Origin of the sequence: Cupriavidus yeoncheonensis (assembly GCF_905397275.1) — a bacterium.
GTDB classification, from domain to species: domain Bacteria; phylum Pseudomonadota; class Gammaproteobacteria; order Burkholderiales; family Burkholderiaceae; genus Cupriavidus; species Cupriavidus yeoncheonensis.
Map to the genome: position 1 here is coordinate 128,306 of NZ_CAJPUY010000012.1, position 14,399 is coordinate 142,704.

11 protein-coding genes and 1 pseudogene are annotated in these 14,399 nt (G+C 67.2%); 5 read left to right on the forward strand and 7 right to left on the reverse strand.

The features are described from left to right. Positions 1-94 precede the first annotated feature (94 nt). The 6 genes from KHO22_RS17690 to KHO22_RS17715 all read right to left on the reverse strand — a co-directional run bounded on the left by KHO22_RS17690 (position 95) and on the right by KHO22_RS17715 (position 7,691). Positions 95-1,168 (reverse strand): MBL fold metallo-hydrolase, encoded by a 1,074-nt coding sequence (locus KHO22_RS17690; protein WP_211948463.1) that lies wholly within the window; start codon positions 1,166-1,168, stop codon positions 95-97. 137 nt (positions 1,169-1,305) lie between these two features. Next, positions 1,306-2,709, reverse strand: a complete 1,404-nt coding sequence (locus KHO22_RS17695) for an FAD-binding oxidoreductase (protein WP_211948562.1) — start codon at positions 2,707-2,709, stop codon at positions 1,306-1,308. A 75-nt stretch (positions 2,710-2,784) separates the two neighbouring features. Then, positions 2,785-3,591, reverse strand: a complete 807-nt coding sequence (gene hpaI, locus KHO22_RS17700) for a 4-hydroxy-2-oxoheptanedioate aldolase (RefSeq protein ID WP_211948464.1) — start codon at positions 3,589-3,591, stop codon at positions 2,785-2,787. 42 nt (positions 3,592-3,633) lie between these two features. After that, positions 3,634-5,109 (reverse strand): NAD-dependent succinate-semialdehyde dehydrogenase, encoded by a 1,476-nt coding sequence (locus KHO22_RS17705; protein WP_211948465.1) that lies wholly within the window; start codon positions 5,107-5,109, stop codon positions 3,634-3,636. Between the two features lie 31 nt (positions 5,110-5,140). Further along, on the reverse strand, positions 5,141-6,664 hold the full coding sequence (locus KHO22_RS17710; RefSeq protein WP_211948466.1) for a UxaA family hydrolase: 1,524 nt from the start codon (positions 6,662-6,664) through the stop codon (positions 5,141-5,143). Between the two features lie 7 nt (positions 6,665-6,671). Continuing rightward, positions 6,672-7,691, reverse strand: coding sequence for a tripartite tricarboxylate transporter substrate binding protein (locus KHO22_RS17715; RefSeq protein WP_211948467.1), 1,020 nt, complete (start codon positions 7,689-7,691; stop codon positions 6,672-6,674). A 130-nt stretch (positions 7,692-7,821) separates the two neighbouring features. Here KHO22_RS17715 and KHO22_RS17720 point away from each other — a divergent pair, with 130 nt between their 5' ends. The 4 genes and pseudogenes from KHO22_RS17720 (at position 7,822) to KHO22_RS17735 (ending at position 11,810) form a co-directional block, all read left to right on the forward strand. Beyond that, the gene (locus KHO22_RS17720; protein ID WP_211948468.1) at positions 7,822-8,763 is read left to right on the forward strand and encodes a LysR substrate-binding domain-containing protein; all 942 of its coding nucleotides are present in this window, start codon (positions 7,822-7,824) and stop codon (positions 8,761-8,763) included. Between the two features lie 113 nt (positions 8,764-8,876). Further along, positions 8,877-9,110, forward strand: a pseudogene (locus KHO22_RS17725) (DUF2249 domain-containing protein); the annotation flags it as partial. A 249-nt stretch (positions 9,111-9,359) separates the two neighbouring features. Further along, positions 9,360-10,502 carry a 3-deoxy-7-phosphoheptulonate synthase gene (locus KHO22_RS17730; protein WP_211948470.1) on the forward strand — a complete coding sequence of 381 codons (1,143 nt, stop codon included), beginning with the start codon at positions 9,360-9,362 and terminating at the stop codon, positions 10,500-10,502. Between the two features lie 213 nt (positions 10,503-10,715). After that, positions 10,716-11,810, forward strand: a complete 1,095-nt coding sequence (locus tag KHO22_RS17735; RefSeq protein ID WP_211948471.1) for a branched-chain amino acid aminotransferase — start codon at positions 10,716-10,718, stop codon at positions 11,808-11,810. A 29-nt stretch (positions 11,811-11,839) separates the two neighbouring features. On the opposite strand, the gene KHO22_RS17740 is transcribed toward KHO22_RS17735, so the two are convergent. Beyond that, the gene (locus KHO22_RS17740) at positions 11,840-12,592 is read right to left on the reverse strand and encodes a sulfite exporter TauE/SafE family protein (protein ID WP_211948472.1); all 753 of its coding nucleotides are present in this window, start codon (positions 12,590-12,592) and stop codon (positions 11,840-11,842) included. Between the two features lie 364 nt (positions 12,593-12,956). Here KHO22_RS17740 and KHO22_RS17745 point away from each other — a divergent pair, with 364 nt between their 5' ends. Next, positions 12,957-14,396: a cytochrome ubiquinol oxidase subunit I gene (locus KHO22_RS17745; protein ID WP_211948473.1), complete on the forward strand. Its 1,440-nt coding sequence runs from the start codon at positions 12,957-12,959 to the stop codon at positions 14,394-14,396. Positions 14,397-14,399: the final 3 nt, after the last annotated feature.

The following is a 14,399-nucleotide window of genomic DNA, read 5'->3' on the forward strand; positions in this document are numbered from 1 at the left end:
CGATATATCTTAAAACATATCTTAAGATATATATCGGAGAGGGCGAAGTCAAGTTTTGTTGTCCCCAGGGGTGCCCGGGGGACAGGTGCCGCCGCTATTTCATCCGGTACCAGTGGAACCCGTCCGGCCCCGTTTCCCGGATGGCTTCGCCCCGGTGCATCAGGTAGTTCAGGTGCGCGATGCTTTCGCCGGTTGCCATGCCCAGAAGACCCGGGCTGTCGATCGGCCGCGAGAACAGCTGCCCGAACACGTCGACGGCACGGCGCGGCTCGGCCAGCGCCCCGCGCAGGCGATCGAGCGCCTGGTGCTGGCTGCGCGACAGGTAGTCGAGCCGGGCATGCAGGCCGCGGAAGGGCTCGTTGTGCGCGGGCAGCACCAGCACGTCGTCCGGCACCTCGCGCCGGACCTTGTCGAGCGAGTCCAGCCAGTCACCCATGGGATCCGCTTCCGGTTCGGTCGGGAACACCGAGACATTGGACGAAATGCGCGGCAGGACCTGGTCGCCGGAGATCAGCAGCTTCAGGGCCGGACAGTACAGGCAGGCATGTTCGGGTGAATGCCCTTTGCCGACGACCACGCGCCACTCGTGCTCGCCGATGCGCAGCACATCGCCATCCGTCAGTCGCTGGAAGCTCTCCGGCAGCGCGTGCACGTATTTGCCGAAGCCGCCGAAGCGGGCCCGGTAGACCTCGATATCGTCCTCGGTCCACCCGGCCTGCCGGTAGTGATCCACGCCCTCCTGCGGTGCGGCGCGCCCGGTATCCGCGGCCAGGACGCGGCACATCAGGTATTCCATCGACGTCATCCAGAGCCGGCAGCCGAACTTGCGCGTGAGCCAGCCGGCCATGCCAACGTGGTCCGGATGCATGTGGGTGACGAACAGCCGCGTCAGGCCGCCGCCGGCCAGCGCGCCGCCTTCGGCGAACAGCGTGCGCCAGGCTGCCGCGGTCTCGGGCGTCTGCAGCCCGGAATCCACGGCCGCCCAGCCGGCGCCATCGCGGATGGCCCACAGATTGATGTGGTTCAGGCCCAGCGGCATCGGCATGCGCAGCCAGCGCACGCCGGGCGCGATTTCATGCGCCTGGCCAGGTGCGGGCGCTTCGCCGCAGGGATAGTCGAGGGTGGGTTTTTCGAGAGGAGACTGCGTGGTAGGGGCGTGCTGGCTCATGCTTTCTCGGTCTTTCCAGTGTGGGGCTGTCCGCCCGGGTGCCTGCCTTGACGGCAGCCCCGGGTCTATCGTCCAGCAGACACCTTAGCCGAGTTGGACCATTCGTGTCACGCGCCGATTCAGGCGCTACCGGTGCGCTATCGGCGCCGCGCCGGCAGCACCTTGCCCGGATTGAGCAGATTGCGCGGGTCCAGCGCCTGCTTCACCTGCCACATCAGTTCAATCTCCACGGAGGACTTGAACTGCGTGAGGTCATCACGCTTGACCACGCCGATGCCGTGTTCGGCCGAGATCGAACCGTTCTCGGCATGCGCCATCGCATCGACCAGGCCGGAGATGCGCGCGTACCACTGCGCCAGGAATTCCTTCGCCGGCTGGTCCCTGGGGCGCAGCGGATTGAAGTGAACGTTGCCGTCGCCCATATGTCCGTAGATCACCATGCGGGCGGCAGGCTCGAGCGCCAGCACCTTGGCAGACGCATCCTCCACGAAGGCCGCGATGCGCGACAGCGGCACCGAGACGTCACACTTGATGCTTCCGCCCGTGCGGGTCTGCGCGTCGGAGATCTCTTCGCGGATGCGCCAGAAGTTCTGCGCATCGGACAGGCTGGCCGCCACGGCGGCGTCCAGCACCAGCCCTTGCCCGAAGCCCGACTCCAGGATCTCCATCAACGTGGCATTCAGGCTTTCCGCATCGGTGCCCGACGTCAGCTCGATCAGCACCATCCAGTCGTGCATCTCGGGCAGCGGCGAGGGGACATTGCCCAGGTACTCGAGCACCAGCTCCAGCGCCGGGCGCGAGATCAGTTCGAATGCGGTCACGGCCTGACCCGACAGGCGCTTGGCCTCGCCCAGCAACTGCACGGCCGCCGCCGGGCTCTGCACGGCGACGAACGCCACCGCCGTACTGCGCGGCTGCGGCATCAGCTTGAGCACCGCGCCGGTAATGATGCCCAGCGTGCCCTCCGCCCCGATGAACAGGTGCTTCAGGTCATAGCCGGTGTTGTCCTTGCGCAGCCCGCGCAACTGCGAGTAGATGCGCCCGTCCGGCAGCACGGCCTCGATGCCCAGCACCAGGTCGCGCATATTGCCGTAGCGCAGTACCGCGGTGCCGCCGGCGTTGGTCGACAGGTTGCCGCCGATCTGGCACGAGCCTTCCGAGCCGATGCGCAGCGGAAACAGGCGCTGATCCGCTTCTGCCGCAGTGCGCGCCCCGCTCAGCGTGACGCCGGCCTGCACGGTCATGGTGTCGTTGACCGTGTCAATGGCCAGCACGCGGTTCATGCGCCGCAGGTTGATGACGACGGCCGCGCCCGTGCCGTCAGGCACCGCACCGCCCATCAGCGACGTATTGCCACCTTGCGGCACGACCGGCACGTGGTTGGCATAGCACCACTGCATGACCTGGCTGACCTCCTCGGTCGACGCAGGCAGCACCACCACCTGCGCCTTGCCATGGTAGATGCCGCGGTAGTCGGTGACGAAGGGCTGCATGTCGGCGTCGCCGCTCAGGCAGGCGTTCTCGCCGACAATGGCCTGCATCGCGCGCAGGGTGGTTTCCGGATTCGGGGCTTGGGCTTCGGCTTGCATGTGGCGATCGGGAATTCGGGGTGGTGTTCAGTAAGCGGCGGAAGGTGCGCCGCCAGTGCTGCCGGCCTGCTGGGGCTTGAATTCAGCCGCCAGGCGCCGTGCCGCGTTGGCGTACATCGTCACGTCGACGCCGGTCGCCACGAAGGTACAGCCAAGCTCCAGGTAGCGACGGGCTAGTGCCGGGTCGGAAGTCAGCGTGCCGGCCGCCTTGCCGCTGGCGATGATGGTCCGCATGGCGCCTTCGATCGCGGCCTGCACGTCCGGATGCCCCGGCTTGCCGCGATAGCCCATCGACGCAGCCAGATCCGCCGGGCCGATGAACACGCCGTCGACGCCGTCCACCGCGCAGATCTCCTCCAGGTTCTTCAGCGCCGTCACGGTTTCCGCCTGCACGAGCAGGCAGACCTCGTCATCGGCCACGTCCAGGTAGTCCGTGCGGCTGCTCCACCGCGAGGCGCGCCCCACCGCGCTGCCTACGCCGCGAATGCCGAGCGGCGGGTAGCGCGTGGCGCTGACCATCATCCGCGCCTGCTCAGCCGTATCGACCATCGGCACCAGCAGGGTCTTCGCGCCGATATCGAGCAGTTGCTTGATCAGCGCGACCTCGCCCGCCACCGCGCGCACTACCGGCTGCGATGCATACGGTGCGATGACCTGCAGCGCCTGCAGGGTCGAGCGCAGGTCGTTCGGCGCGTGTTCGCCGTCGATCAGCAGCCAGTCGAAACCTGCAGTGGCCGACACCTCGGCCAGGTAGGGGGTGGCCATCGAGAGCCAGAAGCCGATCTGCGCCTGGCGAGCCGCCAGGGCAGCCTTGAACGGGTTGTGTGCGGGCATGGTGTTCTGTGTCCGGGATACTGGGGTACTGGGTGTGGCCGCTCAGCCGAGCTGGCCCTGGCAAAGGTACTTGGTATGCAGGTAGTCGTCCAGCCCGTGGCGGGAACCTTCTCGCCCGTAGCCGGATTCCTTGACGCCGCCGAACGGCGCGGCCTCGGCGGCAATCGCGCCTTCGTTGATGCCGACCATGCCGGTTTCCAGCGCCTGCGCCACGCGCCAGATGCGGCGCACATCGTTCGAGTAGAAATACGCGGCCAGCCCGAACGGCGTGTCGTTCGCGTCGCGGATCACCTCGGCTTCGTCGCGGAAGCGGAAGACCGGCGCCACGGGCCCGAAGGTCTCTTCGCAGGACAGCTCCATCTCGGGCGTTGCATCGATCAGCACGGTCGGCGCGTAGTAGTGCGGGCCGTCGGCCGTGCGCACACGCCGTCCGCCCGTCACCACGCGCGCGCCCCTGGCCACCGCGTCTTCGACATGCCGCGCAATCTTGTCGACGGCCCGCGCATTGATCATCGGCCCGATCTGCGCATGCTCGTCCGTGGCGGGCCCGACGTGCAGCGCGCCAACCCGGCGTGCCAGCCGCTCGACAAAGTCGTCATGCACGGACTCGTGCACGTAGACGCGGTTCGGGCATACGCAGGTCTGCCCGCCGTTGCGGAACTTGGACGCCATCAGGCCATCGACCGCGGCGTCCAGGTCGGCATCCTCGAACACGATGAACGGCGCATTGCCGCCCAGCTCCAGCGACAGCTTCTTGAGCGTGCCGGCGGATTCGCGCGCAAGGTGCTTGCCGACCGGCGTGGAGCCCGTGAACGTGATCTTGCGCACGCGGCTGTCGGCCAGCCAGGCATCGACCACGGCCGGCGTGCTTTCGCGCGACGCCGTGACGATGTTGAGCACGCCCGCCGGCAGGCCTGCCTGCTGCGCCAGCCAGACCAGCGCGAGCGCGGTCAGCGGCGTGTCCTCGGCGGGCTTGGCCACCACCGTGCAGCCGGCGGCCAGCGCCGGTGCAATCTTGCGGGCGATCATCGCCAGCGGGAAATTCCACGGCGTGATGGCCGCCACCACGCCCACCGGTTCCTTGAGCACCAGCAGCTTGCGGCCTGGCACGGCCTCCGCGACGATATCGCCGCAGATGCGCGTCGCCTCTTCGGCAAACCACTCGACGTAGGACGCGCCGTACAGCACCTCGCCAAGCGCTTCCTTCAGCGGCTTGCCCTGCTCCGTCGAGATGATGCGCGCCAGGTCTTCCTGGTTCGCCAGGATCAGCGCATGCCAGCGCTTGATCAGTTGCGCGCGCTCGCGCGCCGGGCGGGCGCTCCAGGCGGGAAATGCGTCCGCGGCGGCATCGGCAGCACGGCCCGCGTCGTCATCGCCGCTGTCGGGCACATGGGCGAACACCTCGCCCGTGGCCGGATTGGCGACGGCAAGGCGGCGGCCCTGCCCGGCATCGCGCCATTGCTGGTTGATGAAATTCTGGGTGCGCAGCAGCGCGGCATTGGCAAGAGTCAGGGACATGGAAGAGGCGTTAGGAATGCGGATACAGCGCTCAGCTGACGATGCCGAGGTGCCAGGGCACGAACTCGTTGTCGCCCAGCCCCAGCAGTTCGCTCTTGGTCGGCTGGCCGGACGCGGCCTGCAGGATATGGTCGAAGATGCGCCGGCCCATCTCCTCGATCGACAGCACGCCATCCACCACGAGCCCGCAGTTGATATCCATGTCCTCCTGCAGGCGGGTGTACATGGGCGAATTCGACGCGAGCTTGATGGTGGGCGCCGGCTTGGAGCCGAACATCGAGCCCCGGCCCGTGGTGAAGCAGATCAGGTTGGCGCCGCTCGCAATCTGGCCCGTCACCGCCACCGGGTCGTAGCCCGGTGAATCCATGAAGACGAAGCCGGCCTTGTCGATCGGCTCGCCGTACTCGTACACCGCCTGCAGCGGCGTCGTGCCGCCCTTCATGGCCGACCCGAGCGACTTCTCGAAGATGTTCGCCAGGCCGCCCTGCTGGTTGCCGTGGCCGACCACGCCGTTGAACTGCCCGTTGTGCCCGGCGGTGTAGCGCTCCCACCAGGCGAGGCGGTCGAGCAGTTTCTGGCCGACTTCCGGCGTCACCGCGCGGCGCGTCAGCATGAACTCCACGCCGTGGATCTCGGGCGTTTCCGACAGGATCGCGGTGCCGCCGTGGCGCACCAGGATGTCCATGGCCGCGCCCAGCGCGGGGTTCGCGCTGATACCGGAGAACCCGTCTGAGCCGCCGCATTCGAGCCCGATCTTCAGGTGGCTGGCGGGCACGCGCTGGCGCACCGCCTGGTTGGCGGCCGGCAGCATCGATTCCACCGCGCGGATGCCGGCCTGGATGGTCTCGCGCGTGCCGCCGGTGTCCTGCATGACCAGCGTCTGCATGGCCACGCCCGGTTCCAGCCCTTGCGATTCCACCAGGCCGGCCACCTGGTTGCGCTCGCAGCCAAGGCCCACGATCAGCACGCCGGCAAGGTTCGGATGCCGCGCATAGCCGGCCAGCGTACGGCGCAGCACGTCGAAGTGCTCGCTCGGCGACGACATGCCGCAGCCGCTGGTCTGGGCGAAGGCCGCCACGCCATCCACGTTCGGATAGGCCGCCAGCCGCTCCGGCGTGAAATGCGCGGCAATCTGCCGGATCACCGTCGAAGAGCAGTTCACCGACGACAGGATGCCGATGAAGTTGCGCGTGCCGACGCGGCCATCCGGGCGCACGAAGCCCATGAACGTGGCCCGTTCCGCTTCGGGCACGTAGTCGATCGCGCGCACGTCCTGGCAAAAGCCCGGATCGCGGTAGAAGTCCACCAGCTTGAGATTGTGCGAATGCACGTGCTCGCCGGCCGCTATATCGCGCGCCGCGACGCCGATCACGGTGTCGTACTTGCGCACCGGCGTGCCGGCGGCAATGGCGCAGGCCGCGATCTTGTGGCCGGCCGGGACTTGCGCACGCACGCGCAACGCCGGGTCGGACAACTGCTGCCCCAGCGCCAGTTCGCCTCTGGCGATCAGGACGTTGTCGTTCGCATGCAGCCGGATGACGGGGTTCGTATTCACTTGGCAATCAACCTTGCTGCAGCAGTTCTTTGAGCCTCAGCTTCTGGATCAGCTGGGTTTCCTGGTCGTAGACCGTGGCCACGTATTTCTTGTAGTCGGGGCCGTCGAGGTACATCACGGGCGCGTCCAGCCGCGCCGCCACATTGTGGAACTCGGTGCTCGCCACCGCGGCGCGGAAGGCGTCGCGCAGCTTCCTTTCCACGGCAGCCGGCAGGCCCTTGGGCGCGCCGATACCGTTCGGCGCTTCCACCACCACGTTGTAGCCCAGTTCCTTCAACGTGGGCGTGTCCTTGAAGCGCGTCGCGCGCTGCTCGCCCCAGGTGGACAGCAGGCGCAGCTTGCCGGCCTCGACATGCGGGGCCCACGAGCTGGAATCGGCCAGCAGGTCGACCTGTCCGGCCAGCACATCCTGCAGCGCCGAGGCGCCCCCCTTGTAGGCGATGGCGTTGAACTTCACGCCCGCCGCCAGCGCGAACTGCTCCATGCCGACGTGCGTGGCGCCGCCGATGCCCGCATGGGCATAGGTAATCCGGCCCGGGCTGGCCTTGGCCGCGGCTACGACATCCTGCAGCGTCTTGAAGCGCGAGTTCGTGGGTACGGCAATGCCGAAGGTCTGGCCCGAGGTCCGCGCCAGGTAGGTCAGTTCGGTACGCGGATCCAGTTGCAGCATGCCGAGCTGCGAGAAGCGCGTGACCGAGATCGGGATCTGGCCGATGGTGTAGCCGTCAGGGTTGGCCCGTGCCAGTGCCTTGGTGCCGATCATGCCGGACGCGCCGGCGCGGTTCTCGACCACGATCGATTGCTTCAGGATGCCGGATGCCACCTGGCACAGGGCGCGCATCGACTGGTCCGCGGTTCCGCCTACGGGCCACGGGCAGATGAACGTGATGGGACGCTCGGGATACTCCGCCGCGGCAGCCCGGGCCACGCCAGGCAGGAGCATGCCGGCAGTACCCGCGGCAGCGGCCGCCGCGCCGCCGATGAGCAGCTGGCGACGCTTCGGATTGAAGGGGAGTCCTTGAGTCATGTGGGTGTCTCCGTTGTTATGAGGCGGACAGGCCGCCCGCGCTGTGCCTGCATTGTGTTCCCGCCCAACATAACAATCCAATCACAAACTGGCATTGCTTCATAACATGTTCGCTATGTAGACTCGGGCCATGGCCAATATCGATCGCGCGCTGCGCTCCAACATCAAGTTACGCCACCTGCAACTGCTGGTGGCGCTCGATGAATTCCGGCACCTGGGCCGCACGGCGGAATTCCTGTCCGTCAGCCAGCCAGCGGTCTCGCGCGTGCTGACCGAGGTCGAGAAGATGCTGGGCCTGACGCTGTTCACGCGCTCCACGCGCGGCACCGAACCCACCGCGGCCGGCGAATCGCTGGTGCGTTTTGCGCGTTCGGTGCTGGCGCAATACGAGCAGACTCGCGACGAGATCGCCGCCGTGGAAAGCGGCGCATCGGGGCGTATCCGCATCGGGTCGATGGGTGCGGCGCTGCCGGCCTTGCTGGCGCGCGCGGTCGGCATGCTCAAGGAGCGCTCCCCGCGCGCCACCGTGCTGGTCGAGGAAGGCGACCTGACGCACCTGTTGCCCAAGCTGCGCCTGAGCGAACTGGACCTGATCGTGGGCCGGCTGGAACCCGGCTACGCTGCCCCGGACCTGCAGACCGAGGCGTTGTATGTCGATCCCATGGTGGCCGTGGTCAGGCGCGGGCACCGTCTCACCCGCAAGGCCAGCCCCGGCTGGCGCGACCTGGCGCAGATGCCGTGCGTCCTGCCGCCGCCCTGGGCCTCGCTGCGGGTCAAGATCGAGCAGGCCTTCCACCAGCACGGGCTGCACCCGCCGCAGGACGTGATCGAATCGTCGTCATACCTGGCCCTGGCCACCTTTGCCGTCGAACGCGACGCGGCGGGCTTCATGGCGCGCTCCGCCGCGCAGGCGCTCGAGGCCGAAGGCCGCCTGCGGATCCTCGCCATGGACGTGCCCGTCGAACTGCCCCCGGTAGGCGTCATGACACTGCGCGAACGCCCGCTGACCAGCAGCGCCGCGCAGATGATCGACTACCTGCGGCGCGCAGCGGCCGAGTTGACCGCGCACTGAAGCATCCGCCAGCGAGGAGGCTCCAACGCTTGTGATTTCGTTGTTCTAAGTCAAAGGCCGTCTGCACCGCCACGCTAAGCTGCTACGCCTCAGCCAATCAGCAAGGAAAGACCATGAACACGGCTCACACGCCCTTCCTGTTCGACGCCAGGGGCATTGCGAAGCGCTTCCGCCATGCCGCCATCTTCGGCGCGCTGGAATCCCTGGGCGACGGCGAAACGATGCGTTTCGTCAACGACCACGACCCGCAGCCGCTGCTGGAACAGTTGCGCCAGCGCTACCGCAATCAGGTTCAGATCCAGTACGTCCAGCGCGACAGCGAGGCGGTGGTGATCGACTTCATCGTCCACCCTCTCAGCCCGGAACAAGCGGGCGGCGGCGCCTGTGGCGGCGGAAGTGGCGGCTGCGGATGCAGCGGCGGCTGACACGATCGCATCCCCACGTGAGGCCCCGGTTCGGCGACCGCGAAACCGTCCCGCAAGCACGTGGCCATTGACTCTTGCATGACCGGCCTGCTCACGGCTTCCGGCCGGCCGGCATAAACGGCTGCTAAACGGCTACCATAGCGCTTTGCCCCAGTTCATCAAGAGCAAGCCATGCACGATCCGCAGACCTCCACTTACAGCGCGGCCGAGGGCTGGCCAAGGCCCTCGGACCGCACCAGCGTTTCGGACGACGCCCGCGTCGACGACATCATCCCGTTGCCGCCGCCAGAACACCTGATCCGTTTCTTTCCCATCAGCGGTACGCCGGTCGAATCGCTGGTCACGACCACGCGGCAGCGCATTTCCCGCATCCTGCACGGCCAGGATGACCGCCTGCTCGTCATCATGGGACCGTGCTCGATCCACGACCCGCACGCTGCGCTCGACTACGCGCAGCGACTCATGGCGCAGCGCGTGCGCCACGCCGCGACGCTGGAAATCGTGATGCGCGTGTACTTTGAAAAACCCCGTACCACCGTTGGCTGGAAAGGCCTGATCAACGACCCGTACCTCGACGAAAGCTACCGTATCGACGAGGGGCTGCGGATGGCGCGCCATCTGCTGGTCGACATCAATCGTCTCGGGCTGCCGGCCGCGGGCGAGTTCCTGGACGTGATCTCGCCCCAGTACATCGGCGACCTGATCAGCTGGGGCGCCATCGGCGCCCGCACCACGGAAAGCCAGATCCACCGGGAACTGGCGTCTGGCACGTCGGCGCCGATCGGCTTCAAGAATGGCACCGACGGCAATATCAAGATCGCCATCGACGCGATCCAGGCGGGCTCGCGTCCGCACCACTTCCTTGGCGTGCACAAGAACGGGCAGGTCGCGACGGTACACACCCGTGGCAATCCGGACTGCCACGTCATTCTGCGTGGCGGGAAAGCCCCGAACTATGACGCCGGTTCCGTGGAGGCCGCCTGCAAGGAGCTTGAAGCGGCCGGGCTTGACCGGCGCCTGATGGTCGATTGCAGCCACGCCAACAGCAGCAAGCAACACCAGCGCCAGGTCGATGTCGCGCGCGACGTGGCACAACAGGTCAGCGGCGGCAGCCGGTCGGTCTTTGGCGTGATGGTCGAGAGCCACTTGGTCCCGGGCGCCCAGAAGTTCACGCCGGGCCAGCACAATCCGGCGGAGTTGACCTACGGCCAGAGCATTACCGACGCCTGCATTGGATGGGAAGACTCTGTCGCGGTGCTCGACATGCTGGCCGACGCGGTCACGGCGCGACAGCACAGGACCGCCGCCGCCTGACCCGCCTTGGTGCCCCGATGCGCGCAGCACGAAGCGCCTCGGGCCCAATTGGCCGATACCGCACCGCACCGTCGAGTTACACTTCTTCCTGTTCCCGGACGAGAGGTCGGTAATGCGGCTCTATCGCCACTTTTCGCCTGAACCCGGGACTATCTTGCACGCATAGCATCGGAAATCCGGAACCACCCTCCGAAGACGAAGAGACACAGAAACATGAGCGCTGACAACCAATTGCAGTTCACCGTGGAACGTCACCCCAACCCCACGCCGGCCGACAAGATCGCGGCCGCGCTGGTCGACCCCGCCTTCGGACGCGTCTTCACCGACCACATGGTCACGATCCGCTGGACCGAAGGGCGCGGCTGGCATGACGCCAAGGTGGAAGCGCGCCGCCCGTTCCAGATCGACCCGGCCTGCGCCGTCCTGCACTACGCGCAGGAAATCTTCGAAGGCATGAAGGCGTACCGCGGCGCCGACGGCAAGATCTCGCTGTTCCGCCCGCAGGAGAACGCCAGGCGTTTCCGCGCCTCGGCCGCCCGCATGTCGATGGCCGACCTGCCGGAAGCCGATTTCCTGCGCGCCGTCGAGGCGCTCGTGGACATCGACCGCGACTGGATCCCTGGCGGCGACGGCAGCCTGTACCTGCGCCCGTTCATGTTTGCCACGGAGACCTTCCTGGGCGTGCGTGCCGCGGCCGAATATGTGTTCTGCGTGATCGCCTGCCCGGTCGGCCCCTACTTCAAGGGCGGCAAGTCGGCGGTCACGGTGTGGGTGTCGGACCAGTACACGCGAGCGGCGCCTGGCGGCACCGGTGCGGCAAAGTGCGGCGGCAACTATGCGGCCAGCCTGATCGCACAGACCGAGGCCTCGCAGAAAGGCTGTGACCAGGTCGTCTTCCTTGATGCCGCCGAGCACCGCTGGATCGAGGAACTGGGCGGCATGAACGTGTTCTTCGTCATGGACGACGGCTCGCTGCAGACGCCTCCGCTGTCCGGCACGATCCTGCCCGGCATCACGCGCGCCTCCATCATCGAGCTGGCCCGCCGCGAAGGTCTCAAGGTTGCCGAAACCCCGTACGCGTTCGACGCATGGCAGGCTGACGCCAAGAGCGGCCGCGTCCGGGAAACCTTCGCCTGCGGCACCGCCGCCGTGGTGACCGCCATCGGCAACGTGCGCCATGCCGGCGGCGAATTCGCGATCGGCGACGGCGGCGAAGGCGAAGTCACGCGCCGCATCCGCTCGCTGCTGACCGGCATCCAGCGCGGCAAGGAGCCGGACACCTTCGGCTGGGTCCACCACATCGCCTGAGACTCGCGCCCTGGCCCGGACTGACCGGGTCAGGGCCGGCCTGGCAGCCCCGGCAGCGAGGACACCAGCAGGACCACCCCTGACGCCGTCAGCAGCGTCAGTACGATCTTGCGGAAGGTGGCCTCGCTGATGCCCAGGTACACCCGGGCGCCGAGCAGCGACGGCACCAGCATCGCCGGGGCCACCACCAGGAACATCGGCAGCATGTCGCGCGTGACGATGCCCTTGCTGACATAGGTGGCCATGGTCACCGCCAGCGTGGCCAGGTTGAAGTTCTGGATCACCGCGCGCTGCTCATCCTTGTCGAACCCGCGCAGCGTGCACCACAGCGTGGGAATCACGCCGGTAAATCCGCCGATCCCGCCCATCACCCCGCCCGCAGCCCCAGCCACGCCGTCTGCCAGACGCCCGCCGTGGGTGATCGCCGGCAAGCGCTGCGCCATCAGCATCACGGGGCACCATAGCGTCAGGAAGGCGCCAAACACGGCCTTGAACAGCTGCGCATTCAAGGCCGGCAGGATCGCCACGCCAATCGGAATGCCGGCGAGCCCGCCCGCCACGAACGGCCACAGCCGGCGCAGCGAAAGGCCGCGCCGCACCGAGAACGCCGCCAGCAATTGCCCTGTCAGCGCGCCGAACACCGTCATCGCCGATGCCAGGCGGGGCTCGATGGTCCATGCCCAGAAGGACATCGCGACCATGCCGAAGGCGAATCCTGACAGGCCCTGCACGAAGCCGGCGACGGCTGCGCCGAGGATGACGATGACCAGGGTGGAGTCCATGCAGGTAGCTATCACCGGGAAACAGAAAGTTGACGAATATGCGCTTTTTGTCCGGGGTTGTCACGGCTTCAATCTGATATGGTCTTTTTCGCCTCTATTGCTTCTGTTTTCCTGCCCGGCGTCCGCATAGCATTGAACCGTGCGGCAAAGGCCCGGAGCGGGGGCGCCTGCCCGCTGCGACGTTATGTCGCCGCAGCATGTGGGCCCTTGCCGGCACATGGCGGCGCGTGCGGCGTACACTACGCTCACCGCACGCGCCAACGGCCCGCGCCCCTGGCGCGCCTGTCGGCGAGCCCGCCACGCCTGACGGCGTGGGGGCGCAGTCGACGGCGTGCGATGGGCCAGCGCCACGGAGAACAAAGACATGTTTGGCTTCACCGCGCTAGAACTCGCCCGTATCCAGTTCGGCTTCACCATTTCCTTCCACATCATCTTTCCCGCCATCACGATCGGGCTAGCCGCGTATCTCGCGGTGCTCGAGGGGTGCTGGCTGCGCACGCAGCGACCGGTGTACCGGGACCTGTACCACTTCTGGTCGAAGATCTTCGCGGTCAACTTCGGCATGGGCGTGGTGTCCGGGCTCGTCATGGCGTACCAGTTCGGCACCAACTGGAGCTTCTTCTCGGAGTTCGCGGGCAGCATCACCGGCCCGTTGCTGACCTATGAGGTGCTGACGGCCTTCTTCCTCGAAGCAGGCTTCCTTGGCGTCATGCTGTTCGGCTGGAACCGCGTCGGGCCCGGGCTGCATTTTTTCGCCACCGTCATGGTCGCGCTGGGCACGCTGATCTCGGCGACGTGGATCCTGGCCTCCAATAGCTGGATGCAGACCCCGCAAGGCTACGAACTCATAAATGGGCGCGTCGTGCCAACCGACTGGTTCCAGGTCATCTTCAATCCGTCGTTCCCCTACCGCCTGGTGCACATGAGCGTGGCAGCGTTCCTGGCCACGGCGCTGTTCGTGGGCGCATCGGGGGCCTGGCACCTGCTGCGCGGCCGCGACAACCCGGCCATCCGCAAGATGCTGTCGATGGCGATGTGGATGTTGCTGATCGTCGCGCCGGTCCAGGCCGTGATCGGCGACATGCATGGCATCAACACGCTCAAGCACCAGCCGGCCAAGATCGCCGCGATGGAAGGCCACTGGGAAAGCCACGGCGAGCAGGGCTTCCCGCTGCTGCTGTTCGGCTTGCCCGACATGGAGCGCGAAGAAACCCGCTTCGCCGTGGGCATTCCCCGCCTGGGCAGCCTGATCCTCACGCACAGCCTCGATGGACAGATCCGGGGCCTGAAGGACTTCGCGCCGCAGGACCGGCCCAACGCCACCATCCTGTTCTGGTCATTCCGCGTGATGGTGGGGCTGGGCGTGCTGATGATCCTGCTGGGCCTGTGGAGCCTGTGGCTCAGGCGCGGCAAGCGGCTGTTTCAGTCAAGGCCGTTCCTGCGCCTGGCGCTGTGGATGGGGCCGACGGGACTGGTCGCGATCCTGGCGGGGTGGTTCACCACCGAGATCGGGCGCCAGCCGTGGGTCGTCTACGGACTGCAGCGCACCGCCGATGCCGTCACGCCGCACAACATGCCTGAACTCGCGCTGACGCTGGGGCTGTTCGTCGTGGCCTACTTCTTCGTGTTCGGCGTCGGCATTGCCTACATGCTGCGGCTGGTGCGCAAGGGCCCGGTGACCGACGAGGGCACGCGCGAACGCCAGGGCGGGCCCGGCCTCGGACATACGCCCGCACGCCCGCTTTCCGCCATTGAGGACGATGATGTGATGGCGCCCAACCAACCCGCTCGAAGCAGGAGCTGACAA